This is a genomic window from Martinezella sp. CNPSo 3890 (assembly GCF_057784455.1).
This window is the reverse complement of the sequence record NZ_JBXSOR010000007.1, coordinates 62,294-87,474: the sequence shown is the minus strand read 5'-3', so window position 1 is coordinate 87,474 and position 25,181 is coordinate 62,294. Positions and strand designations below refer to the sequence as shown.

Here is a 25,181-nt window from a genome sequence, read left to right as displayed (position 1 = left end):
CACATGAGAATGATGTTAGCGCTGGGAGCGATTTTGAGCCTGGCATGCGTCTCTGCCGGTGAGGCGCCTTCGAATTACCAGACCTACTATGGCGGCATTCGCGCCGACAGCGATCCAGTGGTGCTGGCAAGATATGACAGGGCTCTCAATCATTGCGAGCCCGAAGCCTATTCCTGGCGGCGTGGATCGCCGGATGCGAACAGCACACTCTACTGGCTGGCTCTCAGGGATTGCCTCTACCGCCAGGGCTTCGTCGATCGTGGCGTCTATGCCTACCCGACGACGGCGGTGCTGCGGCATATTCTGGATCGCTGACGGTCGACAAACGGCCGCGGCCTGGCGAAACACTTTGCCCATGCAAAACTTCCGCGACATGCGCAGATGTAGCCAAACGACAGGAAATGAAAAAGGCCTTTCGATTTCTCGAAAGGCCTTGCTTTTCAGCGAATTAGGATGGTGGGCGTGACAAGGATCGAACTTGTGACCCCTACGATGTCAACGTAGTGCTCTCCCGCTGAGCTACACGCCCATCCGATGGCGGCGCATAGATCACAAAACCTTGGTCGCCGTCAATAGGCTTTTTTTCGGTTTTGTGACTGGGCCGCCGAAAGCCTTATGCAGCAAGGAGTTTGTTGACCTCGTCGACCAGCTCGCGGAGGTGGAAAGGCTTGGAAAGGACCTTGGCATCCTTCGGCGCCTTCGAATCGGGGTTCAAAGCGACGGCGGCAAAGCCGGTGATGAACATCACCTTCAGGTCGGGATCGAGCTCGGTGGCGCGCCGCGCCAGCTCGATGCCGTCCATCTCGGGCATAACGATGTCAGTCAAAAGCAGCGAGAACGGCTCTTCGCGCAGCCGGTCGTAAGCGCTGGCTCCATTGTCAAAGGACAAGACCTTGTAGCCGGCTTTTTCGAGTGCCTTCACGAGAAAGCGACGCATGTCGTTGTCGTCTTCGGCAAGAAGTATCTTCTGGGTCATCATCTCTATCGCTAATCAACTTTGTCTTGTTGGACTCGTCCAGCGTTTAGGGTACCGCGACGCCGTAAACAAGCCGTGAATGGTCAGCCAAAACGCGCCATTCCAGCATTTGTTCGAAGCATAGGTGGATTCCACGAAAACGTCCTGCGTTTTCGCTAATCGGGCTTCCGAGATTCCGAATACGGTGTTTTGGATTAAGGCCATTTCGCTCAAGTTACTATGGACTTGCGGTCATGCAACTGGCAACATGATTACCGCGACAAGTTGTTGACATGGTAAAGACGTTGATGTCCGCAGAAATGCGCAGTTTCGAGATTTTCGAGGTATTGGAGCCAGCCTCCCAGACGATACCGTTTGTCTACAGCTCGCCTCATAGTGGTCGCATCTATCCCCCCGATTTCGTCGCCCAGTCCCGCCTGCAGGGCATCGCCATCCGCCGCTCCGAGGATCATTATGTCGACGAGCTTTTTTCGGCGGCAAGCTCTCTCGGTGCGCCGCTGCTGTTTGCCAATTTTCCGCGCGCCTATATCGACGTGAATCGCGAGCCCTATGAGCTTGATCCGCGCATGTTCGACGGTGCACTACCATCCTATGCGAACATCAATTCGCTGCGGGTCGCCGGCGGTCTTGGCACGATCCCGCGAATCGTCGCCGAGAACATGGAGATCTATGCGCGCCGCGTCCCGGTAGAAGATGCGCTGAAGCGCATCGACACGATCTACAAGCCTTACCACGCCACGCTGCGGCGACTGATCGCGCGCACCCATGTCAAATTCGGCTTCGGCGTGCTGGTCGATTGTCATTCCATGCCGGGCAATATCCGTATCGCCGGCAGCAACATGCGGCCGGATTTCATCCTCGGCGATCGCTACGGCACCAGCGCCTCCGCCGAGCTTTCGCGCGCGGCCATGCAGATTCTCGAGGAGCTCGGCTTCAACGCGGTGCGCAACAAGCCTTATGCCGGCGGCTTCATCACCGAACATTACGGCCGCCCATCCCGCGGGCTGCATGCCCTGCAGATAGAGGTCAATCGCTCTCTCTATGTCGACGAGACAACGCTCGAGAAGCGTCCGGATTTCGACAAGGTCGCCGCCGCCATCACGCTCTTCATGAAGCGCATGGCGGAGCATGTGGAATCCTATACGGGCGATCCGGCGCTGGCCGCCGAATGATCGTTTTGTCGTCGTTGAGTTTGCCGAATTGACGCGCGGCCAGGCAAAATCTGCTTATGGGCGACGTCGGAATTCGAAGCTGCCGATAGGCTGTGCGTAGTGGGTGGGCGATGCATCGGACTATCACCGTCACCTACACGGAGGAAATGCTGCGCGATGCCGTGACGGCCTTTGTCTGGCGGCGGCTGATTGTCAATCAGCGCCTCTGGGTCGCTGAAATTGCAATAATCCTGCTTTTTCTTTGGCAGCTTTGGAGTGATGGCACCGGATGGCTGACCGGCGTTTTCGGCAGCCTCGTTCTTCTCTGCCCGGCTATGATTATCGTCTTATGGATCGCGCATTACCGCAATACGGTTGGAAAGTTCCGCAAAATGTCGACACGACAGGCGGTGTTTGCTTTTCATCAGGAAGGGTTTGACGTAGCGTCCGAGTTGGGGTCGGCTAAAATTCCCTGGTCCACCGTTACCGAAATCTGGCAGCGGCCGACCTATTGGATGATATTTACAGCCATCAACCAGTTCATGACGCTGCCCACTCAGACGGCAGACAGCAATGATCTCGATTTTGTGAAATCGAAGGTGCCTTCCACAGTACCGCAGTGAATGCGGATTCCCTTGCAAAATAGGTAGGCCAGGCAAAAAAGAACCGCGCTCGTGGCGCGGCTAAGTCTAGGGAGGAAACACCCAAGGAGGGTATTTACAGTCAGAAGACTGCATGAGGATATTGCTGCTGCGTTGCACAAATGTCAAGCACTTTATTGCAGTGCAAAATATTTAGGCAAACTTAAAAATCCTGCCTGATCCGCAGGCATTGCGCCCAGCGCGTCATCAGCCGGTTTGCTTCGCGACTTATATGCGTTATGACATCGCCGTCCCGTCACTTATCCGGATTCACCATGCTTCCCGATCGCTCGTTCTTCTATCGTCTGGCCGAAGCGGCCAAGGCCGAAACCCTGCCGCGCTTTCGTGCCGGCATCGATGTGGTCAACAAGGAAGCCAAGGGCTTTGATCCCGTGACGGAAGGAGACCGTGCGGCCGAACAGGCGATTCGCGCATTGATCGAGGCCGAATTCCCGGAACATGGCATTCTGGGCGAGGAGCATGGCAATGTCGGGCTCGACCGCGAGCATGTCTGGGTCATTGATCCGATCGACGGCACGCGCGCCTTCATCTCAGGCGTCCCGGTCTGGGGAACACTGATCGGCCTGCAGAAGAACGGCCGCGCCGTCATGGGCCTGATCGACCAGCCCTTTACCGGCGAGCGCTATTTTGCTGATAGCAATGGCGCTACCTATTCGGGCCCTGATGGCGAGAGACGGTTGCAGGTCCGCGATTGCGGCAGCCTCTCGAATGCCATCCTCTTCACCACCTCGCCGCATCTCTTCGTCGGCGATGAGCTTGCCAAATATCGCGAAATCGAAAGCCAGGTCCGGCTCTTCCGCTACGGCTGCGATTGCTATGCCTATGCGCTGCTAGCGGCCGGCCATATCGATCTCGTCATCGAGAATTCGCTGAAGCCCTATGATGTCGGCGGCATCATTCCAGTCATCGAGCAGGCCGGCGGCATTATGACCACCTGGGAAGGCGGCCGGCCGGAAATGGGCGGAACGATTATCGCGGCCGGCAGCCGAGCCGTTTACGAGCAGGCTTTGGCCGTCCTGTCCCGCTGAGAATCAAGCTTGCGCTTCGATCTCATAGGCATTGCTCTCGGCGTCGCTGCCAGGGATGAAGGCGTGGATCGCGGCAAGTGCCTGGTTGCGATAGATGTCCCGTTCCTGCAGGATTTCATGCTTGGCGCCGTGAATTGGAACCAGCTGAGCGGCACGGAAATAACGCGACAGCCGCTCCTGATCGGCATAGGGCACCACGCCGTCGCGCGTCGGCGCGATCAAGACGGTGGGGACCTGAATTGAAAACAGGTGTTCGGGCCTGTTGACCCGTTCGATCGCCCGCAGGGCCTGCGACAGCCATCGTGCCGTCGGCGGTCCCAGGCAAAGCTGCGGATAGGTGGCGCCGATGCCGATGTTGCGGCGGTAGCGCTGCTCGTCCGTCGTTAACGGGTTTTCAGCAAATGGCCTTTCCTTGAACTTCTTGCTGAACTGCATCCGGCCTAGGCCGACACCGCTGACCGCGCCAGACAGAAAGCGGATAAAACCAGGGGAGGCGCCATGGCCGGTCAAGCCGATGAAGGGAGCCGACAGCACCATGCGCTCGACGCGGCTTGCAAGCCTCGGCGCCGCTGAGAGCGCAATCAGCGCGCCCGTCGAATGGGCGAGCAGAAAAAAGGGCAGGCGGGTATCCGGCAGGACGATCTTGTCGAGAAAGGCGGTCAGATCCCGCTCATAATCGGAAAAATGGCGGATATGGCCGCGCAGCGGGTCTTTCAGCAGCCGCTCGGATCCGCCCTGGCCGCGCAGATCGAAGGTCGCGACCCACAGACCCTTGGCCGTGAGGTCACGGATCGTCTCGAAATATTTTTCGATGAATTCGTTACGGCCCTGCAGCAGAACAACGGTTCCCTTGGCAACCGGCTGCTCGCAGCGGAAGACGGCATAGCGCAGCTTGCGGCCGTCAAAACTTTCGAAGAAGCCTTCGGTGCGGTTTTCCGGCACCTGATTATCTGCTGTGGAATAGAGGACCGAATCCATGACGGTGTCGCGCCTCGCTGACCAATGGCTCATTCCAAGGGGATAGCGCAGCCTCGTGGAATTGCAACAGGTTTGTTAGCGGTTCCGGCAATCGAATTCCGCGCTTCTCAAGACGATACTCTTCCATCGGCGATTCCGATGACGCTATCGTTTTTCTCCGTTTCATCTTCTTGCGCAGCTTTGCGAATGTTCGGCCATGGTCATCACCTGCTGGAATGGAAGACATGGCAATCACTGAAATTGCGAATTCGAGAATTCTTATTGTCGGCGGCAGCTCCGGAATGGGATTGGCGCTGGCGAAACGCGCGCTCGCAGCTGGAGCCGAGGTCATTATCGCTGGACGGAACGCGGATAAGCTCAAGCGCGCTTGCACGGAACTTCAAAGGCCGTCGCTTTCCGTTGAGACAGTCGACATTACGCAAGAAAGCCAGGTCGCCGATCTGTTTGAGCGCATCGGGCGGCTGGACCATATCGTAAGCACTGCCGCCGATATCGAGGGCGCTTATGAGCTGCTGCCTTCCCTGGACCTCAGGGCTGCGCAGAGGGTCGTGGACAGTAAATTCTACGGTCCGCTGCTGCTTGCGAAATATGGGTCGCCCTTACTCTCTGCCGCTGGCTCCATCACGTTCACGTCAGGCATTGCTGCTTATCGCCCGGCTGCACGAGGGTCGGTGGTCGCTGCCGTCAATGCTGGTCTGGAAGGGCTGGTTCGCGCACTCGCCGTCGAGTTGGCGCCCATTCGTGTGAACGCCGTTTCACCTGGCTGGGTCGATACGCCCATCTGGACGTTCGTTGCCGGTGATCGGAAAGAGGAAGCATTGGGCGCGATGGCAAAGCGGCTGTTAGTCGGACGAGTGGGACAACCGGAAGACATCGCCGATGCTATCAGCTTCCTGATGGGCAACGCCTTCACAACAGGGACGATACTGCATGTCGAGGGCGGACATCGGCTGATCTAGTGGACGCAAAGCCGGCGCTTGCGAAAGCCAGGAACAGCTTCAAAGCCGGCGGCTGAACACGCCTGCGCCGCCAGATCATCACAAGCGAGGCTGTCCGCATTGGCCCCGGCCAGGGCATTTCGTCGATTTCGCCACGATGGAGTGCGTCGGCGACGGCAAACCGAGGAACAAGGCTCGAGCCCGTACCGGCTGCCACGAGCCGCGCAATGGTGCCGATGCTGCCGACTTCGGCGGCGAGCTTCGGTGCTGCCGTCCCTGCTGCCTCGAATGCCTTGTCGAACAGGTGCCGGTAGATGCAGCCGTCTTCGGTTGCTACGAAGTTCATCGAAGCGAGTGCCGCCAGATCGCTCGTCTTTGATGACGCCTCCGGTGCGGGAGGGGTGATGAGGATCAGCGGCTCCGTCGATATCACTCGCTTTGCGAGGCGTTCATCGACCTCGCCCCTGTCAAAGCAGAAGGCGACGTCGATCTCACCGGCTTCAAGCTTGCGCAATAGATCGCCGCTGCCCGCGATCGTAACACGCAGATCGATATCGTGATGATCGCGCCGAAGGGTCGGCAGCCATTGCGGAAGCTTCATGGAAGCAATGGTCTCTAGCGCGCCGATCGTCACCTTGCCAGCCGCAGCTGCGGAGACTGCTTCAACGGCAGCGCGCGCCTCGTAGGCGATTGCCAGTAATTCCTCGGCATAGGGTTTCAGTGCCTCGCCAGCTGCCGTCAGCTCCAGGCCCGATCTCGACCGGATAAAAAGCGCAGTGCTCAATTCAGCCTCGAGCGACTGGATCTGATCGCTTACGCTCGATTGCGCGAGATGGACCTCTTCGGCTGCACGGGTGAAATTCCGGTTCCGCGCGACCGCCAGGAATGTCTTGAGTAATCGGGGGTGCATCGAGCCGTGCCGAACCAATGTGAAGGCGCCCTCGAATAAGGAGACGGCGCTCAATACTCGTCAGGCTGCCATATCCGTTATATCGACGTCAATGCACCACGGGATGGCAGTCGGTATCCGCAGTTTATTGTGCTCTCGGAGAATCCTGCTGCATGAAGCCGATCGCGTCAAGCCTTCGGTGCCGCCGCTCTCCGTTCGAGCGCGGTCTGGCGGATGATCTCGGCGATCTCGGGGCTGCTGCTCGATAGCATCTGGAAATCCGACGCATAGAGCGACAGCAGCGAGACTTCGGTCGCGGCGCTGACGGTCGCTGAGCGGGGTTCGCCGGTGATCAGCGCCATCTCGCCGAAGAAGCTGCCGGAACCAAGTTCCACTGGGTTCGGCGTGGCGACGCTGACGCGGCCCTCGACGATGAAATACATCTGGTCGCCGGCTTCGCCCTTGCGGCAGATGATGCCACCGGCCGGCACGACGCGAGGTCTCAGCGCCCGTACGATCTCGATGAGAGCACCCGAACCGAGCTTCTGAAACAGCGGAACTCCGGCAACCAGCTGCCAGTTGCGCACGAAGTCCTGGCGGCGAACCTCTTCGTAGAAGCCGGTGGCAAGAATACCGGCCCATAAGGCAAAGATGCCGATTCCGCACATCATGACCAGTCCGGCAAGGGTGCGACCGGCGAAACTTTGCGGGATTTCGTCACCATAGCCCGTGGTCGACAGCGTTGTCACGGCCCACCACATTGCTAGGGGGATACTGCCGAACTTGTCAGGCTGGACGTCACGTTCGATGATGTAAGCCGCAAGTGCTGCGGCAAACAGAACGATGACAAAAATAGAGGTGACGCCGATCAGGTTGCGCGCTTCCTTGGTCAGAACCCTGCCCAGCAGCCGGAAGAAGATCGAACCCCGCAGCGGCTTCAAAAGCCAGATGGCGCAATAGAGGCTTTGATCGCGCCCTCGGATGAGAAAGAAGGCGGCCAGAGGGACCAGAACGGCCAGCATGTCGACGGCGATTTCCGGGATTCTGCCGCGCACCTCCTTTGCGCGATGTATGACCAGCGTTTCGATCAATTGCAGAACATAGATGGCCCAGACGCCAGCAAGCACGACTTCCAGGATGAGCCTCGTCTGTCCGACGATATCGGGCGTCGTAAGCACCGCCACCGTCAGCAGACCGATTGCAGCCAGAAGCGTATTCAGCGATGAGGAAATCTTCGAGAAAGAAAGCGCCGACATTATATCCCCCGGGCAATACCCTGGGGGCAGCCACTCGCCCGAGAATAGGATGGCTTAGATCCAAACGTAAAGAGCGCAGGGACGTGCTGCTTCCTCCATGCCTAACCTGGCACTCTGTGCCTTGCGCTGCTATCGCTGGCCGACCTCAAGCGGAAAGCCCTTGAATGGCTTGATTTCCTTCAGCACGAATGTGGTCTGCATCTCCTTGATGCGCGGCAGGCGGCGCACCACCGCCATGGCGAAATCGGCGTAGCTGTCGAGATCAGCGGCTACGACTTGCAGCAGGAAATCCGCATCCCCGGCGATGCTGTAGCAGGCCACGACCTCGTTGAGTTTCAGCACGTCGCGCGAGAATTCCTCGGCTTCCGCCTCGCTATGGCTGTCGATCTTCACCCGAATGAAGGCAAGGACGCCGAGGCCGATCTGGCGCCTGTCGAGGGTGGCCGTATAACCCTGGATCACGCCCGTTTCTTCCAGCTGGCGCACGCGCCGCCAGCATGGCGACGTCGAGAGCCCGACTTCGGAGGAAAGCGCCTGATTCGTCAGGCGTCCGTCCTTCTGAAGGGCGCCGAGAATCTTCAAATCAATGGGCTCAAGAGTATTAGGCATATCCAACCGTATATCCGCAGAAACGGGGTAGATGCTACCATGTTATCCAATTATGCAGCAATAAAAGGCAAGATTGTCCCCGATGCGCGAGATATCCTGCGATCACTTTTATCAATTGCAGCAGGTCTCCATGCTTCCCGATATTCGTCTAGCCATCGTCATCAATCCGGCATTGCCGCTCGGTCTGATCGCCAACACCGCCGGTGCCATCTCGATCGGGTTGGGCGCAAAGTTTCCTGCGCTCGCGGCCAGGCAATTGACCGACAGGGAGGAGCGCACCATCGACATCAGCTCGAACATGCCCGTTCCGATACTGCAGGCGGATGCGGAAACCATACGATCTCTGTTGCTGAAGACCCTGCCGGTCGAAAACGACCGCGCAATCGTTCCGTTTCCTGCCTTTGCCCGCTCGCTGCACGATTACAGGGAATATGAGGCGATATTTCCGGATCGCGATCTTGCGGGCGAGGCGATCGACGGTCTTGGGCTGGCCGGCCCTGCGAAGTGGGTGAAATCGCTGACTGGTTCTCTGAAGTTGCTGCGATAGTGTCCGCTAAGAAAAAAGGCCGGCTTGCGGAGATAGAGAGATCCGCTTCGCCGGCCGAGCAAGGACTGAAGAAGAAGGGACGATACACTTCAGTCATCGGACGATGGTGTTCCGATGGTTTGGACGATAGGCCAGCCAGCCTGAACCGGTTCCGAACCATCCGTTCATCTGCGGTTCACGCAGCGATTTTCCGCAAAATGGGAGGCGGGCACAGGGGCTTGAACTCCGCAAAAGCGATCCCCATCTCTTTTTCGCGGGTGCCAAACGGGCCTGCGAAACCGTCCCGAGGCCGCCGAGAGTGGGGTCATGGGACAGAATTGAAATCGCAATTGTCGCTCACAGGAGGACTTCCATGCGTCACGTAGACTTCTCTCCCCTTTACCGTTCCACCGTCGGTTTCGACCGTCTCTTCACCATGCTCGACAGCCTTGGCCAGCCGGATCAGGCCCAGACCTATCCGCCCTACAATATCGAGCGCACGGGTGAAAACACCTATCGCATCACCATGGCCGTTGCCGGTTTCGATGAAAAGGAACTGAGCATCGAGGCCCACGCCCATGTCCTTCAGGTCAAGGGCGAAAAGAGCGAAGAGCCGGCTGAAACCAGCGAATATCTCTATCGCGGTATCGCCAAGCGTGCCTTCGAGCGTCGTTTCCAGCTTGCCGACCATGTCGAGGTTCAGGCTGCTTCACTGAAGAATGGTTTGCTGCACATCGACCTGCTGCGCAACATTCCTGAAGCCATGAAGCCCCGCCGTATCTCCATCGCGGCCGAGCCCGTGGAAAGCCCGAAGGCCATCGAGGCTCATATCAACTAAGTACGGCTGACGGTCTGGGACCGTCATGCCGGGCTGGCGGTCTCTGGCCGCTAAGCTCCTGATCCTCCCAAGATCAAAAGAAGCGGCGCTCCATCAGGGTGCCGCTTTTGTGTATGCTTGGCAGTTGATTTTATTCTACTGCGCGCTCAGCTCTCATATCGGGAGCGCGCGAAGTTTTGCGTTCTTATTGATTGGTACTTCATGCATGGATGGCGCCTGAAGCAGATTGGTAATTTGTAATATTTCAGGCCAGCGCCAAATCAAGATGGATGCGACCTGATTTAGTGGCGCCTTCTGGTAAGCCGGCGCCAGAATAAAGCCGTGAAGTCCCGCTGACCGAAGCGCCGCTCTTTCAGCGGAATTTCTTAAGACGCGTCCATCTCCGGAGATGAAAATCCATTGGTCATTAGATTTTCGAAGAAGATCGATCCACTCCAAGTCCGTGGAATGTCTCCCGTTCGGCAGGGCTGGTACATCACGTATATGTACTGCGGTGTGACCTTGATGTTGAACAAAACCGTGTAACGTGGTGGCAAAGACAGGAGATGTGCAATTGTCAAAAAAGACGTTCACGCCGCTAGCCGTTGTTCCATCATCGTTTCAAATTCGATGGCGTTTTTGATCGCTATCTCGGATACGTCGTATGCCAGTGCGGCATTTCGAATTCCGCCATCGTGCTTAGCCGCGGCTGCTAGAACTGCCGTTGGTACACTCGATGACGCATCTATGGGTTGGCCGAACGAGCGAGCGGGATCGATAACGACATTAAGTCGCCGGCCTGCTGGCCACCAAGCCAATGGATTTCCATCGCTGCCAAAATCAACAGTCTTCAGAATGGGATCTAGAATAGTATTAAATTCAAATTGCTTGCGAAATAGGTTGAGTAAAAGTTCCCGCCTTTCACCGTCGTCGTCTTCTTCAACAATGTGGAGGAAAATTTCGCGCCCATCTGTTCGGAAGCGATTAGTCGACAAAGGTCTGTCCCGGCCGATGATGTCTCTGGCGACCTCGATCGCGGCACGCACTCTAATTGCTGACACTCCGACTTGGATAAATGCGTCCGCTACACGCACTTCCATAAGATCGCGAAACCCAAGGAATATTCTATCATCACCAAGCGAAATCTCAGGTGTCCAAAGAGGCGGATAATACTTCCCCTTAATATGGTGGCCTCTTAGCCAGCGTGAAATTTTGGTTGGTGCGATGCGCAAGAGCTTTCCTGCTTCCGCAGGAGTATATAGGCCGACACCAATCAATTGATCATTGCTCATGCAGCCATAATCCATCAGGTTGATTCGCTGTCAACAGTTCAACATCACCGCATGCTGTTAAACCTATAGTCGGATTGGTTTAAGCCGTCAGGCCGCGTTTGTCGCTTCGCCGGACTTTGCGCCCGACTTTGCTTTCGCAGCCTCGCGCCGCTTGGCGGCATCGGCATATTTCTGGGCAAGCACGGCGCAGGTCATCAGCTGGATCTGATGGAACAGCATGAGCGGCAGCACGATGGCGCCGATACTCTGGCCGGCGAAGATGACGTTGGCCATCGGCACACCGCTTGCCAGCGACTTCTTCGAGCCGCAGAAGGTGATGGTGATCTCGTCAGCCTTTTCAAAACCAAGGGCACGGCTGCCGAACATGGTGATGCAGATCACCATTGCCAGAAGCACCATGTTCGCGATGATGACCGTGACGATGTCGAGGACGGAGAAGGTATGCCACAGCCCTTCCACCACAGCCTCGCTGAAGGCGGAATAGACGACCATGAGGATCGAGCCGCGATCGACCGGCATCAGGATCTTTTTCTTCGAACGGATCCAGTCGCCGATCCATGGCTGCAGCAGCTGGCCGGCGATGAATGGGGCAAGCAGCTGCAGCATGATCTGCCACAGAACATCCCAGGAAAAGCCACCGTCCTGGCCGCCGACCGAAAACAGGATGCCGACGAGCAGCGGCGTCAGGAACATGCCGAAGATATTGGAGGCGGACGCGGAGCAGATCGCAGCCGGCACATTGCCGCCGGCGATGGAGGTGAAGGCGATCGAAGACTGCACGGTCGAAGGCAGCACGCTCAAAAACAGCATGCCGGTATAGAGCGATACGGGGAGGATGCTGTTCGGAACGATATGGCCCATGGCCAGCACCAGCAGCGGGAAGATTCCGAAGGTCGTCAGCAGGATGACGAGGTGCAGCCGCCAGTGCAGCAGGCCGGCGATGACGACATCGCGCGAGAGGCGCGCGCCATGGAGGAAGAACAGCAGGCCGATGGCGAAGTTGGTGGCAATGCCGAAATAGTGAGCGCTGGCCCCCTGCACCGGAAAGAAGGATGCCGTCAGGACGGTGAGCACCAGCAGCATGGTGAAGGTGTCTGGAAGAAAGCGGCGCATCGTGCCTACCCCAATCGCATTGCAAGTCTTGATGATGACTCCTTGCAGATAGACCTATTGTGATCCACGATGCAAGGAATAACAGTTATCACAATGTAGGATAACCATGCTGGATCTCACGCAGTTGCGCAGCTTCGTCGCCGTCGAGCAGATGGGCAGTTTCACGCTTGCGGCCGAGCGGCTGGGGCTCGGGCAGTCAACGGTCAGCCAGCATATACAGCGGCTGGAAGCCGAATTGGGGCGAAAACTTTTGGCGCGTGACACGCACCGTGTCGTCCTCACCGGCGATGGCGAGGCGCTGCTCGGCCATGCGCGCCAGATGCTGTCGATCGAAGGGGAGGTGCGTCAGCTTTTTGCCGGCAACAGCCTGCGCGGCAATCTTCGGCTCGGCGTTTCCGAGGATTTCGTCACCAGCCAACTCCCGGACGTATTGGAGGAATTCGTGCGTTCGCATCCTTCCGTCGATCTCGAGCTGACGGTCGCGCTTAGCGGCGTGCTTTATGAAATGCAGGACAATGGCGATCTCGATCTGGTGCTTGCCAAGCGGCGGCTCGGCGACGCGAGAGGCAAGCTCGTCTACCGCGAGCCGCTGGTCTGGCTGGCCCGCGACCCGGATCGCATCCGCAAGCTTGCGGGGCCATTGCCGCTGATCGCCTTTCCCACCCCAAGTGTCACGCGTGCGGTCGCGCTAGAGGCGCTGCGTCGACAGCAGATGCCGTGGCGCATCGTCTGCACATGCGGCAGCCTGAGTGGCCTGACCGCAGCAGCGCGCGCCGGCATGGGTGTTCTCGTGCAGCCGAAAAGCATGGCTCCCGCCGGATTGATCGAGATAGCCCCGGGCTGGCTACCCGTCCTTGAGGACGTGGAGTTCGTGCTCGTGCCGCGCAAGGGCGCGGACCAACTTCTGGTTAGTGCGCTCTCTGACGACATACTCTCCAAGGTGCGGGGGCCCCGATCAAGCTGACAACGAAATCGTCTATCAGCTATCGTTAAAAGCCGTTTCCCATCATGCAGATGAGATCCGGATTTATTTTGCCGGCTGATCTATTGTTGCGCCCGTTTTCAGGCGGAAGTCAGCTTATTCTGCTATCTCCGGTGGCGATGGGGGAGTTGCGGGGGGATAGCCGTTCCGATGACATATGGTGCGATCTTCATTTCCGGGCTTGTCGCCTGCGTCGTGGCAATGACGATGATCGTACATCATGCACCGGCGTCCGACCGCGACGATCTATCGAACTTCGCAATGATCGCCCATCGGAATCAAAACTGACTTTTTGCCGCTATTGCGAGCGCCGTCCGGTCCGGAAGCCGGCTCCGGCGCTCTTTTTCTTGCGGGTCAGTTCAGGCAGGCGAGGAAATTCGCCACATCGGCTTCGGTGGTGGCGAAGCTTGTCACGAGTCGGATCAGCGTTTCATCCCTGCCGACCAGATCCGGCTGCGACTCTGGAATTGGCCATTCGTAGAACTTCGCTCCCTTGTCTTCTGCAGTCTTGGCGGAGCATTTTGGGATGATCGCAAAAACCTCGTTCGAGGCAGTCGGCCAGGCGAGACGAGCGCCGCTGGTCTCTTCGAGGCCGGCGCGCAGCCGATCGGCCATCCCGTTGGAATGGCGGGCAAGGTCGAGCCAGAGGCCGTCCTGGAAATAGCCGTCGAACTGGGCGGCAATGAAGCGCGACTTGGAGAAGAGCTGGGCGGCGCGCTTGCGGATGAAATGCATTTCCTTCGCCTTCTCCTGATCGAAGAAGACGATCGCCTCGGCGCACCAGCAGCCGTTCTTGGTGGCGCCGAAGGAAAGAATGTCGACGCCGCGCTTCCATGTCATTTCGGCAGGCGTAGTGCCGAGCGCGACCAGGGCGTTGGCGAAACGCGCGCCATCCATGTGCAGCGGTAGCCCGTTTGCCTTGGCGATGGCGGCGATGGCGTCGATCTCATCCAGCGAATAGACCGTGCCGATTTCCGTTGCCTGGGTGATCGTCACGGCGGCGGCGCGGCCATGATGGACGGCATCCTGCGGGAAGCGGGCGATCTTGGTGGAAAGCGCCTTAGGATCGATCTTACCGAGAGCGCCTTCGACGGTGGCAAGACGTGCGCCGCTGAAGAAGTCAGGAGCACCGCATTCGTCTTCGGCGACATGCGCCTCGGTATGGCAGAAGCTGATGCCGCCCGGTTTCTGGACGCTGGCAAGCGACAGCGAATTAGCGGCCGTACCGGTTGCGACAAAGAAGACCGCGACCTCGCGCTCGAAGATCTCGGAGAATCTGGCTTCGACACGCTGGTCGAGCTCGCTTGTGCCGTAGGCGGAGGCAAAACCACTCGATGCGGCGAGCAGACGTTCGGCGACTTTGGGATGGGCGCCGGCCCAGTTATCGGAAGCAAAGAACATGAAAATGCACCAGATGAAGATTGAATTGCGGCTGGATTAGATAGGGTTGGCCGGACATTACGCCAATGCAAAAACCTATCAAGAGTATGAGTTTGAAGAATGCATCACAGAAATTGATTGACGCAATCAACAAATAAAATGATGCGCCGCAGCGAAACTTTATTGCTCTATTCCTGCAGCAAAGGCAATCTTCCGTCTTTCGTTGACGAAATTTTGCCGTTTTGCTCTTGCGAAGGCGTAAGCTTTCTGGCATAGAGCTGATGAATTAGGACAGGGTTGCTGTCCTATTTTGGCCGCCGAGGCCGAAGATGTGCCCCAGGGTCCTGACGATGTCGGGATTTCGAGCTATAGTTACCAGGAGCATGCCCTTTCGAGCCTTTTGAGGTGCGGGCAATGCGGCGGTGGAATAGCAGGGCGCGGAACGCTGACGACGGGCTCCACTTAAAGGAGCTGCGGTTCGCGGCCGGATCTTCACAATGCAACAGCGCTGTCGCGCGTCGGCCCCGGAAACGGACCGCGCGGGACGAAGGAGCGCCCGCGACGCGGGCCTTACCGGAGGGAAGACCATGACGAACAGGACGACGTTGACGAGTTTTGACCAGACCGCTGCAGTGAATGCTGCCGCTACGGCCAAGACGTCGAAACGCGCTGTCGGCATCCCGCCGAAACAGGGCCTCTACGATCCCCGCAACGAGCATGACGCCTGCGGCGTCGGCTTCGTCGCGCATATGAAGGGCCAGAAGTCGCACCAGATCGTGCGCGACGGCCTGTTCATTCTCGAAAACCTGACGCATCGTGGTGCTGTCGGCGCAGATCCGCTGATGGGCGATGGCGCCGGCATCCTCGTGCAGATCCCCGACCGCTTCTTCCGCGAGGAGATGGCGAAACAGGGCGTGATCCTGCCGAAGGCGGGCGAATATGGCGTCGGCCATTTCTTCCTGCCGCGCGATGAGGCGCTGATCGAGCATTTCAAGACTGCCATCACGCAGGTCGTTGCCGAAGAAGGCCAGGTGCTGCTCGGCTTCCGCGACGTGCCGGTCGATAACTCCTCGCTGTCGAAGGCGCCCGATATTGCCGCCACCGAGCCGCATCATGTGCAGGTCTTCATCGGCGCCGGCCGCGATGCCGGCACGAACGAGGAATTCGAGCGCCGCCTCTTCACCCTGCGCAAGGTGATCTCCAATCGCATCTATGCGGAATACGAGGGCGAGGAGAGCAGCTTCTATCCCGTGTCGCTGTCAAGCTCGACCATCGTCTACAAGGGCATGTTCCTCGCCTATCAGGTGGGCGCCTATTATAAGGACCTCTCCGATCCGCGTTTCGAAACGGCGGTTGCGCTCGTGCACCAGCGTTTCTCGACCAACACTTTCCCGTCATGGAAGCTTGCCCATCCCTACCGCATGGTCGCGCATAACGGCGAAATCAACACGCTGCGCGGCAACGTCAACTGGATGGCGGCACGCCAGGCTTCGGTCTCTTCGCCGCTCTTCGGCGAGGATATCTCCAAGCTCTGGCCGATCTCTTATGAAGGTCAGTCGGACACCGCCTGTTTCGACAACGCGCTCGAGTTCCTCGTGCGCGGCGGATACTCACTGGCGCATGCCATGATGATGCTCATCCCCGAAGCTTGGGCCGGCAACCAGCTGATGGCGCCGGAACGCAAGGCGTTCTACGAGTATCATGCCGCCCTGATGGAGCCATGGGATGGCCCAGCCGCCGTTGCCTTCACCGACGGCAAGCAGATCGGTGCGACGCTTGACCGTAACGGCCTGCGTCCGGCCCGCTATCTCGTCACCAGCGACGACCGCATCATTATGGCGTCCGAGGCCGGCGTTCTGCCTGTCGAGGAAGAGAAGATCATCCAGAAATGGCGCCTGCAGCCGGGCAAGATGCTGCTGATCGACATGGAAAAGGGTCGCATCATCTCCGACGACGAGGTGAAGTCGGAACTATCAGGCAAGCATCCCTATCGCAGCTGGCTGAACCGCACGCAGCTGATCCTGGAAGACCTGAAGCCTGTGGAGCCGCGGGCGCTGCGCCGCGACGTGTCGCTGCTCGACCGCCAGCAGGCCTTCGGCTACACGGCTGAAGACACCAAGCTCCTGATGTCGCCGATGGCGACGACGGGGCAGGAAGCCGTCGGTTCCATGGGCACGGATACGCCGATCTCGGCGATGTCGGACAAGCCGAAGCTGCTCTATACCTACTTCAAGCAGAACTTCGCGCAGGTGACGAACCCGCCAATCGATCCGATCCGCGAAGAGCTGGTCATGAGCCTGGTGTCGTTCATCGGCCCGCGCCCCAACCTGCTCGACCATACCGGCATGGCCAACGCCAAGCGTCTGGAAGTGCGCCAGCCGATCCTGACCAACGGCGATCTCGAAAAGATCCGCTCGATCGGTCACACCGAGGATCGCTTCGACACCAAGACGCTCGACTTCACCTATGATGTCGAACGCGGCGCCGAAGGCATGCCCGAGATGCTCGACCGTCTCTGCGAGCGGGCGGAAGCGGCCGTTCGTGGCGGCTACAACATCATCGTGCTGTCAGACCGCCAGATCGGACCGGATCGTATCGCGATCCCGGCGCTGCTGGCGACGGCTGCGGTGCACCATCACCTGATCCGCAAGGGTCTGCGCACCTCGGTCGGTATCGTCGTCGAAACCGGCGAGCCGCGTGAAGTGCATCATTTCTGCCTGCTGGCCGGCTACGGCGCGGAAGCGATCAACCCCTATCTGGCCTTCGACACGCTGCTCGACATGCATCAGCGCGGCGAATTCCCGAAGGAAGTGGACGCGACCGAGGTCGTCTACCGCTACATCAAGGCTGTCGGTAAGGGCATCCTCAAGGTCATGTCGAAGATGGGCATCTCGACCTATCAGTCCTATTGCGGCGCGCAGATCTTCGATGCTGTGGGCTTGCAGCAGGAGCTGGTCGACAAGTATTTCTTCGGCACGGCGACGATGATCGAAGGCATCGGCCTTGAGACGATCGCCGAGGAAACCGTCTCCCGCCACAAGGCTGCTTTCGGCCGCGATCCGCTGCTCGCAAGCACGCTCGACATCGGCGGCGAATATGCCTACCGTATGCGCGGCGAAAGCCACGCCTGGACGCCGGACGCTGTCGCGGCCCTTCAGCACGCCGTGCGTGGGAATGCCGAGGACCGCTATCGCGAATTCTCCGAGATGGTGAACGAGTCGGCGCTCCGGATGAACACGATCCGCGGCCTCTTCAAGATTAGGGGTGCGGAAGCCCTCGGCCGCAAGCCGATCTCGATCGAAGAGGTTGAGCCGGCCGCCGATATCGTCAAGCGCTTCTCGACGGGCGCCATGTCCTTCGGCTCCATCAGCCGCGAGGCGCATACGACGCTGGCCATCGCCATGAACCGCATCGGCGGCAAGTCGAACACCGGTGAAGGCGGCGAGGAAGCTGATCGCTACATGCCGCTCTTCGACGGTTCGCCGAATCCGGAACGCTCTGCCATCAAGCAGATCGCCTCCGGCCGTTTCGGCGTGACGACCGAGTATCTGGTCAATGCCGACGTGCTGCAGATCAAGGTCGCGCAGGGTGCCAAGCCCGGCGAAGGCGGCCAGTTGCCCGGCCACAAGGTCGATGCGACGGTTGCCAAGACCAGGCATTCGACGCCGGGCGTCGGCCTGATTTCGCCGCCGCCGCACCATGACATCTATTCGATCGAAGATCTGGCACAGCTGATCTACGATCTGAAGAACGTCAACCCGACTTCGGATGTATCGGTCAAGCTCGTCTCTGAAGTCGGCGTCGGCACGGTTGCTGCCGGCGTTGCCAAGGCGCGCGCCGACCACATTACCATCTCGGGCTATGATGGCGGCACCGGCGCTTCGCCGCTGACCTCCCTCAAGCATGCCGGTTCTCCCTGGGAGATCGGCCTTGCCGAGACCCAGCAGACGCTGGTCCTGAACGGGCTGCGCTCGCGCATCGCCCTGCAGGTGGATGGCGGCCTGAAGACCGGCCGCGATGTCATTATCGGCGCGCTGCTCGGTGCTGACGAATTCGGCTTCGCCACCGCGCCACTGATCGCGGCCGGCTGCATCATGATGCGCAAGTGCCACCTCAACACCTGTCCGGTTGGTGTCGCCACCCAGGACCCAGTCCTGCGCAAGCGCTTCAAGGGCACGCCGGAGCATGTCATCAACTACTTCTTCTTCGTGGCGGAAGAAGTGCGTGAGATCCTCGCCTCGCTCGGCGTTGCCAAGCTGGATGATATCATCGGCGCTTCCGAGCTTCTGGAGAAGGACGACATGCTCGCCCACTGGAAGGCCAAGGGCCTCGATTTCAGCCGTATCTTCCACAAGGTCGATGCGCCGAAGGAAGAGACCTACTGGACGACAGTGCAGAAGCACCCGATCGACGACATTCTCGATCGCAAGCTGATCGAGAAGGCTGAACCTGCCCTGTCGTCCAAGACGCCGGTCGCCTTTGAAGTCGACATCAAGAACGTCGACCGTTCGGCCGGCGCCATGCTGTCGGGTGCGGTTGCCAAGCGTTACGGCCACCGCGGCCTGAAGGACGACACGATCAACGTCACCCTGAGGGGCACCGCCGGTCAGTCCTTCGGCGCGTTCCTCGCACGCGGCGTCACCTTCAACCTCATCGGCGACGGCAATGACTATGTCGGCAAGGGCCTTTCGGGCGGCCGCATCATCATCCGTCCGCCCGAAAATTCGAAGATCGTTGCTGAGAATTCGATCATCATCGGCAACACCGTGCTCTACGGTGCGACCGAGGGCGAGTGCTACTTCCGCGGTGTCGCGGGTGAGCGCTTCGCGGTCAGAAACTCCGGCGCGATCGCCGTCGTCGAAGGCGTGGGCGACCACGGCTGCGAATATATGACCGGCGGCGTCGTCGTCGTGCTCGGCGAAACCGGCCGCAACTTCGCGGCCGGCATGTCGGGCGGCGTAGCCTATGTTCTCGACGAAAAGGGCGATTTCGCCCGCCGCTGCAACATGGCCATGGTCGAGCTGGAGCCGGTTCCGGAGGAAGACGAGCTGCTGGAGAAGCTGCATCATCACGGTGGCGACATCATGCACAAGGGACGCGTCGACGTCTCCGATGACATGACACGCCATGATGAAGAGCGCCTCTTCCAGCTGATTTCGAACCACGTCCACTATACCGGCTCGACGCGAGCAAAGGAGATCCTCGATCACTGGGCCGACTACCGCCCGAAATTCCGCAAGGTCATGCCGGTCGAGTACCGCCGTGCCCTTGAGGAAATGGAACGTAGCCGGATGAGCGTGGCGGCGGAATAATCCGTCCCGGTTCTGAAACCAGCCGAGGGTTTCGCCTCGCATTGCGATCGCCATATGGCGATCGCGACTGTCGAATAGCGGAATCGGATTTGAATTAAAGTGCCGGACAGGGAAACCGAGATGACCCTCAGGCACGGGAGCCATGAGCTCCTCTTTTAGAGTGAGGAAACGAAAGCATGGGCAAGGTAACAGGCTTCTTGGAAATCGACCGGCAGGTGGCGAAGTATCAGCCGGCGTCGGATCGCATCCGGCATTTCCGTGAATTCACGATCCCCATGTCGGACCAGGAAGTGCAGAAACAGGCAGCTCGCTGCATGGACTGTGGCATTCCCTATTGCCACGGCCCGACCGGCTGCCCCGTGCACAACCAGATCCCCGATTGGAACGATCTCGTTTACAACAACAATTGGGAACAGGCGATCCACAACCTGCATTCGACCAACAACTTCCCGGAATTCACCGGCCGCGTCTGCCCCGCACCCTGCGAGGAAGCATGCACGCTGAACCTGGAAGATGCGCCGGTCGCCATCAAGACTGTTGAGCAGGCGATTGCCGACAAGGCCTATGAGCTGGGCTTCATCCGCCCGCAGCCGGCAACCGTGCATACGGGCAAGAAGGTCGCGATCATCGGCTCTGGCCCTGCCGGCATGGCAGCCGCCCAGCAGCTCGGCCGCGCCGGTCACGACGTCCATGTCTATGAGCGCGAAAGCAAGCCCGGCGGCCTGCTGCGCTATGGTATCCCGGACTTCAAGATGGAGAAGAACTTCATCGATCGCCGCGTCGAGCAGATGAAGGGCGAGGGCGTCACCTTCCATTGCGGCGTCAATGTCGGCGTCGATGTCAAGGTCGAGCAGCTTCTGGCGGAGCACGATGCCGTGCTCTATTGCGGCGGCTCGGAAACCCCGCGCGAAGCCGGCATTCCCGGCACGACGCTGGCAGGCGTCCATGACGCCATGCCCTATCTCGTGCAGCAGAACCGCCGCGTCGGCCGCGAAAATATCGACAGCGTCGGCTGGCCCGCCGATCCGATCCTGGCTGGCGGCAAGCACATCGTCGTCGTCGGCGGCGGGGATACGGCATCCGACTGCGTCGGCACCGCATTCCGCCAGGGCGCGGTGAAGGTGACCCAGCTCGACATCCGTCCGCAGCCGCCGGAAAAGGAAGACAAGCTCGCCGTATGGCCGTTCTGGGCGACGAAGATGCGCACATCTTCCTCGCAGGCCGAAGGCGCGGTTCGCGAATTCCAGGTCGCAACGCTCGAGTTCATCGGCGAAGACGGCGTGCTGACGGGCGTGAAGTGCTGCGAAGTGGATGAGCGTCGCAAGCCGATCGCCGGCACGGAATTCGTCATCCGCGCCGACCTCGCCTTCATCGCCATCGGCTTCCGCGGTCCGTTCACCGACAGCGTGCTCAAGGAACTCGACGGCAAGCTGACACTGAACACGGATCGCCGCGGTTCGACCAACGTCGTTGCCAACGACAGGGACTACAAGACTTCGATCGACAAGTTCTGGACAGCCGGTGACGTCCGCCGCGGCCAGTCGCTGGTGGTCTGGGCGATCCGCGAGGGCCGTCAGGCCGCCCGCGCGATCGACGAGGCTCTGATGGGTTCGACGGTTCTGCCGAACTAAGTTTCGCTGTCCGTTCGCGCAAAGTTATTGAAGGCCGGGTTCTCGATGAATCCGGCCTTTGTCGTTAACGGCTTGCGGCGATATTCCAGTTGTAGATGCAGCGATCGAGGCCGATGGCGATTTCGAGCACCGTGACGTCATGGTCTATCGCGGCCCCCTTCTTCGGCTGGCTGCGGTAGCGCTGAGGGAAATCCGTGCGTTTCGAGATCGAGCAGACCTCCATCCATTTATCGCCGTTATCGACCTCGATATCCATCGTCACCTCGGAATAGGCCGGAAGCCGATCGGATGGGGCGATCCGTGTCGGCAGATGGACGACCGAGGCGATCATCCGGCGGACCGGTTCAAGGGAGGCAGAGTGATAATCGTTGCCGCTATCGGTGGTGAAGGCGCATTGGAATTCGAGCTGCCAGAGCTCCTTGAGCCGCACATGCTTGCTCGGTTGGTCCTGTTCCCGGCGATAGGATTTTCCCGCCTGCCAGACGCATAGTGGCAGCCTTGTTCTGGAATGGTTTCCGAGAAGATGCTGCATGTAGGCATAGGTTGAAGATGTCGTTTCCGGCCGCAGCACAAGTTCGGTCTCGGTGTTCGACATTTGCTCCTGCACCCATATGTCTGAGTTGGAATAGGCGTCCGAAACGAGGTTTCGAGGCATCAGAGTCGGTGCTTCGACCCTTCGCATACTCCAGGCGGGATTTGCCGATCGCAGGAAGTTCGCGACTTCATCGGAAAAGAAGCGGATGAAATCGTCGCGCAGTTTAATGTCCCGCTCTTCCCAGTGAACGAGCGAATTGACGTTATAGATATTGAGCACGTGCCATTCTCCATGGGCAACGTTGAAGTCTTGAGGTTGAGGGCTTTACGTCCAGCAGCCGCCGGACGCATCAACGCCTCCGGCTGTCACGACTGGACGCGGAGACCTCGGCCGGAGAAAGCGCGCAAAACCGCAACCTGCGGGCAGGTGCGGTAACGATCGATCTGATCTGCGCTTTTGGTGCTCATGCAGTTCTTCTATTGGCGGGGCGCCGCGTTGTCAAACCGCCTCCAGGTCGCCTATCGTGCAACCGATCCCGGCAATCGGTAGTCGTCTACGCGGCCGACAGGCGCCGGATCCATCAGCCCCTTCTCGACCAGAAGATCGCGTGGCGATGAAGTCGTTGCGGCAGGAGCAGGGTTGCTGCCGAGAAGCTGCGAGCCGCCGTCGAGATCGGGATCGGAGAGGCTCATCGGCTGCGTGCGGGTAATCTTTTCCGGTTCTGCGCCGGGAAGATTGGCCTGTTGCGCAGGCAGCGGATTGCCCGTGTCCAGGCGCGTGATGTCTGGGCTTGCCTGATCGCCCAGGATCCGGCGTGCGGATTTCTCCAGATAGAAAGCGACCTTGCGCTTACCGGCTGCCGTCAGATTGACGCCGTCGGCCGTTCTCAACCGGACCTGCTGGCCGTTGATATCGGAGCCGGTCACGATGAATTCGCCGCTCTGGTCGGTAAATCCGTCCCATATGTCGATGAACTCGCCGCCGACGCTGGTGGTCTGGCTTTGATAGATCTGATTGAGCTTGACCGCACTGGCGGTCAGCTGATCGGAGCCGAAGGAAGGAAGGCCGACCCAGAGCAGCGGAATATGGTGGCTCGTCACCAGCTTGGCGAATTGCTGCACGCGCTCTTCATAGGCGAGGAACCACGGGTCGGTGCCGTATTTCTCGTTGAGCCCGTCGCCGATCATCTGCTGGCGGTCGTTGGCGCCGATCATGACGACGACCATGGCCGGTTTCAGCTGATCGATCATGCCAGGCAATTGCTGCGGCCAATTGTAATAATCCTGCCGCACGAGACCGGAGGCGACGTTGCCGCGGGACTGGATGACGACGCCGGGGGAGGTGGAGAAGGCATCCTCCAGCCCGGTTGCCAAGCCGCTTGCCAGAAAATCGCCGACGACAAGGATGGTCTTGGCATCGGGGAGCTTTTCTGCGGGCGGTGGCGTTTCAGGCTGCGCAACCGGCTGGCGCGGCGGCGGGGTTGGCCGCTTTTTCGGCTGCACCTTGCGTCGTGGCGGCGGCTGCTCGATGGGCTGATCCGGGTAATCGGGCTCGCGGGTGCCGAACAGCATATCGAACAGGTTCCGCCGCGGCCGCTCCTGCGCCTGCGCCATATTCTGCAGGCAGCCAAGCGCGATGACGACGCTGAGAAATGCCGTCAGAACAATCCTTAGAGTTGCCTTGGTCGCGCGGGCAGAGTGTTTCATCATAGCTTCTTTTCCGCTCACGAGTCCGGGCCGCGGAATGACGAGTTCATCGTCCTGGCGATCCGGATTCGCTGGAGGCGGCCTACTTGCGCAATGCTTTCAGCAGGCTCATCGAAGGCTCGCCGTCCGCATCCATACCCATGCGCTGCTGGACAGCCGATATTGCGGCCTTCGAGCCCGAGCCGAAATTCCCGTCGACCACGCCGTCATAATAGCCGAGCTCCTTCAGACGCGTCTGCAGTTCGAATTTCTGCTTGACGTCGAGCGCGCCGCTCGGACGCGGCCAGGATTGCTGCATGCCGCCATATCCGGCGATCTGGTCTGCGAGCAGACCGACGGCCAATGCATAGCTGTCGGAGGCGTTGTAGCGCTTGATGGTGAAGAAGTTGCCGGTCATCAGGAAGCCGGGACCGTTCGGCCCGCCGGGCATCTTCAACTGCGCACGGTCGGAGGTCGTGCGGAAACCCTTGCCGTTGGGACGTACGAAACCGAGGGCCGCCCATTGCGCGATCGTATGCGTCTTGCCGGCCTGGGCGTTGCCACCGGGCGGCACGACCACCTCGTAACCCCACGTCCGGCCGGTATCCCAGCCATTCTTGGCGAGAAGATTGGCTGTTGTCGCCAGGGCGTCCGGAACGGAATTCCAGATATCGGCATGGCCGCTGCCATCGGCATCGACGGCATAGAGCAGATAGCTCGTCGGAATGAACTGCGTATGGCCCATGGCGCCGGCCCAGGAGCCGTTCAGGTCCTTGCGCGAGATATCGCCCTTCTGCAGGATTTTCAGGGCGGCGATGAGCTGCTTCTTGGCGTAGTTCGCCCGCTTCGGATCGGCATAGGCAAGGGTCGCCAGCGCGCGGGGGACATAATGCAGCCGATCGTTCTTGGCGAGAACCTCGCCGTAATTCGACTCCATCGACCAGATGGCCAGCATGATATTGCGATCGACGCCGAAATGCTGTTCGAGCGTGCGCAGTGTGGACCCGTACTTGACCGCCATCTTACGGCCAATATCGACCGTATAGGGATTGACACGGGAGTCGAGGTAATCCCAGATCTGGGACTTGAATTCCGGCTGGTATTGCGCCTTTTCAAGCACCGTGGGGTCCGGGTCGGTTACGCCGGCAAATGCATTGCGATAGGTGGATTGCGTAATGCCGCTCTTTGCGGCGGTGGCGTAGAAGCCCGCGATCCATTTCTGGAACCCAGGGTCAGCATTGGCGTTAACGGGAAGGAATCCCGCCAAGGCGCCGAGCGCGAGCGCCAGAGCGAGACCACGAAGGGAGTGTTTGCGGTTTACGGTCATCTACAGCCTTGTCCATCAATCGTTGGATTTCGGTGCGGCGATGCGCGTTGCATCGGCCCATGCGTGACGCTAAACGAACGAAGTCAACAAATTC

Annotated in this window: 22 protein-coding genes and 1 tRNA gene; 10 read left to right on the top strand and 13 right to left on the bottom strand. The window is 59.5% G+C overall.

Going from position 1 to position 25,181, the window contains the following annotated elements:
* Positions 1 to 3: 3 nt before the first annotated feature.
* Entirely contained in the window at positions 4 to 315 is a 312-nt protein-coding gene (locus AC13RC_RS18105) for a hypothetical protein (protein ID WP_113389199.1), read from the top strand.
* 139 nt (positions 316 to 454) lie between these two features.
* On the opposite strand, the gene AC13RC_RS18100 is transcribed toward AC13RC_RS18105, so the two are convergent.
* Positions 455 to 529, bottom strand: a tRNA-Val gene (locus tag AC13RC_RS18100).
* An 84-nt stretch (positions 530 to 613) separates the two neighbouring features.
* Complete coding sequence (cpdR1, locus tag AC13RC_RS18095; protein ID WP_004117561.1) at positions 614 to 976, bottom strand: response regulator CpdR1; 363 nt, start codon at positions 974 to 976, stop codon at positions 614 to 616.
* Between the two features lie 287 nt (positions 977 to 1,263).
* Between cpdR1 and AC13RC_RS18090 the strand changes: the two genes are divergently transcribed.
* From AC13RC_RS18090 to hisN, 3 genes are all read left to right on the top strand, one after another.
* Complete coding sequence (locus AC13RC_RS18090; RefSeq protein ID WP_069613332.1) at positions 1,264 to 2,148, top strand: N-formylglutamate amidohydrolase; 885 nt, start codon at positions 1,264 to 1,266, stop codon at positions 2,146 to 2,148.
* A 146-nt stretch (positions 2,149 to 2,294) separates the two neighbouring features.
* Positions 2,295 to 2,750 carry a YcxB family protein gene (locus AC13RC_RS18085; RefSeq protein WP_488558019.1) on the top strand — a complete coding sequence of 152 codons (456 nt, stop codon included), beginning with the start codon at positions 2,295 to 2,297 and terminating at the stop codon, positions 2,748 to 2,750.
* A gap of 293 nt (positions 2,751 to 3,043) precedes the next feature.
* Positions 3,044 to 3,817, top strand: coding sequence for a histidinol-phosphatase (gene hisN / locus AC13RC_RS18080; RefSeq protein WP_488558018.1), 774 nt, complete (start codon positions 3,044 to 3,046; stop codon positions 3,815 to 3,817).
* A 3-nt stretch (positions 3,818 to 3,820) separates the two neighbouring features.
* Here hisN and AC13RC_RS18075 read toward each other — a convergent pair whose 3' ends face one another.
* Positions 3,821 to 4,795, bottom strand: a complete 975-nt coding sequence (locus tag AC13RC_RS18075; RefSeq protein WP_488558017.1) for an alpha/beta fold hydrolase — start codon at positions 4,793 to 4,795, stop codon at positions 3,821 to 3,823.
* Between the two features lie 224 nt (positions 4,796 to 5,019).
* Between AC13RC_RS18075 and AC13RC_RS18070 the strand changes: the two genes are divergently transcribed.
* Positions 5,020 to 5,754, top strand: coding sequence for an SDR family oxidoreductase (locus AC13RC_RS18070; protein WP_113395343.1), 735 nt, complete (start codon positions 5,020 to 5,022; stop codon positions 5,752 to 5,754).
* Here AC13RC_RS18070 and AC13RC_RS18065 read toward each other — a convergent pair.
* The 3 genes from AC13RC_RS18065 to AC13RC_RS18055 form a co-directional block, all read right to left on the bottom strand.
* Positions 5,705 to 6,643: a LysR family transcriptional regulator gene (locus AC13RC_RS18065; protein ID WP_488558016.1), complete on the bottom strand. Its 939-nt coding sequence runs from the start codon at positions 6,641 to 6,643 to the stop codon at positions 5,705 to 5,707. The genes AC13RC_RS18070 and AC13RC_RS18065 overlap by 50 nt on opposite strands.
* A 167-nt stretch (positions 6,644 to 6,810) precedes the next feature.
* Positions 6,811 to 7,878 (bottom strand): cyclic nucleotide-gated ion channel, encoded by a 1,068-nt coding sequence (locus AC13RC_RS18060; RefSeq protein WP_183812766.1) that lies wholly within the window; start codon positions 7,876 to 7,878, stop codon positions 6,811 to 6,813.
* 129 nt (positions 7,879 to 8,007) lie between these two features.
* Positions 8,008 to 8,487 carry an Lrp/AsnC family transcriptional regulator gene (locus AC13RC_RS18055; RefSeq protein WP_488558015.1) on the bottom strand — a complete coding sequence of 160 codons (480 nt, stop codon included), beginning with the start codon at positions 8,485 to 8,487 and terminating at the stop codon, positions 8,008 to 8,010.
* 130 nt (positions 8,488 to 8,617) lie between these two features.
* Between AC13RC_RS18055 and AC13RC_RS18050 the strand changes: the two genes are divergently transcribed.
* Positions 8,618 to 9,034, top strand: a complete 417-nt coding sequence (locus AC13RC_RS18050) for a DUF2000 domain-containing protein (protein ID WP_113395342.1) — start codon at positions 8,618 to 8,620, stop codon at positions 9,032 to 9,034.
* Between the two features lie 352 nt (positions 9,035 to 9,386).
* Complete coding sequence (locus AC13RC_RS18045; protein ID WP_113389195.1) at positions 9,387 to 9,851, top strand: Hsp20 family protein; 465 nt, start codon at positions 9,387 to 9,389, stop codon at positions 9,849 to 9,851.
* 153 nt (positions 9,852 to 10,004) lie between these two features.
* On the opposite strand, the gene AC13RC_RS18040 is transcribed toward AC13RC_RS18045, so the two are convergent.
* The 3 genes from AC13RC_RS18040 to AC13RC_RS18030 form a co-directional block, all read right to left on the bottom strand.
* Positions 10,005 to 10,424 carry a PIN-like domain-containing protein gene (locus AC13RC_RS18040; protein WP_488558014.1) on the bottom strand — a complete coding sequence of 140 codons (420 nt, stop codon included), beginning with the start codon at positions 10,422 to 10,424 and terminating at the stop codon, positions 10,005 to 10,007.
* Entirely contained in the window at positions 10,421 to 11,122 is a 702-nt protein-coding gene (locus AC13RC_RS18035; RefSeq protein WP_488558013.1) for a hypothetical protein, read from the bottom strand. The genes AC13RC_RS18040 and AC13RC_RS18035 overlap by 4 nt, the downstream gene beginning before the upstream one ends.
* Before the next feature lie 87 nt (positions 11,123 to 11,209).
* Positions 11,210 to 12,235, bottom strand: coding sequence for a bile acid:sodium symporter family protein (locus AC13RC_RS18030; RefSeq protein WP_488558012.1), 1,026 nt, complete (start codon positions 12,233 to 12,235; stop codon positions 11,210 to 11,212).
* Between the two features lie 106 nt (positions 12,236 to 12,341).
* Between AC13RC_RS18030 and AC13RC_RS18025 the strand changes: the two genes are divergently transcribed.
* Complete coding sequence (locus tag AC13RC_RS18025) at positions 12,342 to 13,199, top strand: LysR family transcriptional regulator (protein ID WP_152092525.1); 858 nt, start codon at positions 12,342 to 12,344, stop codon at positions 13,197 to 13,199.
* Between the two features lie 372 nt (positions 13,200 to 13,571).
* Here AC13RC_RS18025 and AC13RC_RS18020 read toward each other — a convergent pair whose 3' ends face one another.
* Complete coding sequence (locus AC13RC_RS18020; RefSeq protein ID WP_488558011.1) at positions 13,572 to 14,618, bottom strand: threonine aldolase family protein; 1,047 nt, start codon at positions 14,616 to 14,618, stop codon at positions 13,572 to 13,574.
* Between the two features lie 566 nt (positions 14,619 to 15,184).
* Between AC13RC_RS18020 and gltB the strand changes: the two genes are divergently transcribed.
* Positions 15,185 to 19,909 carry a glutamate synthase large subunit gene (gene gltB, locus AC13RC_RS18015; RefSeq protein WP_488558010.1) on the top strand — a complete coding sequence of 1,575 codons (4,725 nt, stop codon included), beginning with the start codon at positions 15,185 to 15,187 and terminating at the stop codon, positions 19,907 to 19,909.
* 176 nt (positions 19,910 to 20,085) lie between these two features.
* Positions 20,086 to 21,540, top strand: coding sequence for a glutamate synthase subunit beta (locus AC13RC_RS18010; RefSeq protein ID WP_113330492.1), 1,455 nt, complete (start codon positions 20,086 to 20,088; stop codon positions 21,538 to 21,540).
* A gap of 64 nt (positions 21,541 to 21,604) precedes the next feature.
* Here the strand turns inward: AC13RC_RS18010 and AC13RC_RS18005 are convergent, their stop codons facing one another.
* The 3 genes from AC13RC_RS18005 to AC13RC_RS17995 form a co-directional block, all read right to left on the bottom strand.
* Complete coding sequence (locus AC13RC_RS18005) at positions 21,605 to 22,354, bottom strand: aminoacyl--tRNA ligase-related protein (protein ID WP_488558009.1); 750 nt, start codon at positions 22,352 to 22,354, stop codon at positions 21,605 to 21,607.
* A 239-nt stretch (positions 22,355 to 22,593) separates the two neighbouring features.
* The gene (locus AC13RC_RS18000) at positions 22,594 to 23,784 is read right to left on the bottom strand and encodes an SGNH/GDSL hydrolase family protein (RefSeq protein ID WP_488558008.1); all 1,191 of its coding nucleotides are present in this window, start codon (positions 23,782 to 23,784) and stop codon (positions 22,594 to 22,596) included.
* Between the two features lie 79 nt (positions 23,785 to 23,863).
* Positions 23,864 to 25,087, bottom strand: coding sequence for a lytic murein transglycosylase (locus tag AC13RC_RS17995; protein ID WP_145631919.1), 1,224 nt, complete (start codon positions 25,085 to 25,087; stop codon positions 23,864 to 23,866).
* Positions 25,088 to 25,181: the final 94 nt, after the last annotated feature.

Coding starts and splice junctions, on each gene's coding strand:
- AC13RC_RS18070 (WP_113395343.1), top strand. CDS start 5,020: ATGGCAATCACTGAAATTGCGAATTCGAGAATTCTTATTGTCGGCGGC.
- AC13RC_RS18010 (WP_113330492.1), top strand. CDS start 20,086: ATGGGCAAGGTAACAGGCTTCTTGGAAATCGACCGGCAGGTGGCGAAG.
- gltB (WP_488558010.1), top strand. CDS start 15,185: ATGACGAACAGGACGACGTTGACGAGTTTTGACCAGACCGCTGCAGTG.
- AC13RC_RS17995 (WP_145631919.1), bottom strand. CDS start 25,087: ATGACCGTAAACCGCAAACACTCCCTTCGTGGTCTCGCTCTGGCGCTC.
- AC13RC_RS18060 (WP_183812766.1), bottom strand. CDS start 7,878: ATGTCGGCGCTTTCTTTCTCGAAGATTTCCTCATCGCTGAATACGCTT.
- AC13RC_RS18085 (WP_488558019.1), top strand. CDS start 2,295: ATGCTGCGCGATGCCGTGACGGCCTTTGTCTGGCGGCGGCTGATTGTC.
- AC13RC_RS18090 (WP_069613332.1), top strand. CDS start 1,264: ATGTCCGCAGAAATGCGCAGTTTCGAGATTTTCGAGGTATTGGAGCCA.
- AC13RC_RS18050 (WP_113395342.1), top strand. CDS start 8,618: ATGCTTCCCGATATTCGTCTAGCCATCGTCATCAATCCGGCATTGCCG.
- AC13RC_RS18065 (WP_488558016.1), bottom strand. CDS start 6,643: ATGCACCCCCGATTACTCAAGACATTCCTGGCGGTCGCGCGGAACCGG.
- AC13RC_RS18035 (WP_488558013.1), bottom strand. CDS start 11,122: ATGAGCAATGATCAATTGATTGGTGTCGGCCTATATACTCCTGCGGAA.
- AC13RC_RS18075 (WP_488558017.1), bottom strand. CDS start 4,795: ATGGATTCGGTCCTCTATTCCACAGCAGATAATCAGGTGCCGGAAAAC.
- AC13RC_RS18055 (WP_488558015.1), bottom strand. CDS start 8,487: ATGCCTAATACTCTTGAGCCCATTGATTTGAAGATTCTCGGCGCCCTT.
- AC13RC_RS18030 (WP_488558012.1), bottom strand. CDS start 12,235: ATGCGCCGCTTTCTTCCAGACACCTTCACCATGCTGCTGGTGCTCACC.
- AC13RC_RS18000 (WP_488558008.1), bottom strand. CDS start 23,784: ATGATGAAACACTCTGCCCGCGCGACCAAGGCAACTCTAAGGATTGTT.
- AC13RC_RS18020 (WP_488558011.1), bottom strand. CDS start 14,618: ATGTTCTTTGCTTCCGATAACTGGGCCGGCGCCCATCCCAAAGTCGCC.
- hisN (WP_488558018.1), top strand. CDS start 3,044: ATGCTTCCCGATCGCTCGTTCTTCTATCGTCTGGCCGAAGCGGCCAAG.
- AC13RC_RS18045 (WP_113389195.1), top strand. CDS start 9,387: ATGCGTCACGTAGACTTCTCTCCCCTTTACCGTTCCACCGTCGGTTTC.
- AC13RC_RS18105 (WP_113389199.1), top strand. CDS start 4: ATGAGAATGATGTTAGCGCTGGGAGCGATTTTGAGCCTGGCATGCGTC.
- AC13RC_RS18025 (WP_152092525.1), top strand. CDS start 12,342: ATGCTGGATCTCACGCAGTTGCGCAGCTTCGTCGCCGTCGAGCAGATG.
- cpdR1 (WP_004117561.1), bottom strand. CDS start 976: ATGACCCAGAAGATACTTCTTGCCGAAGACGACAACGACATGCGTCGC.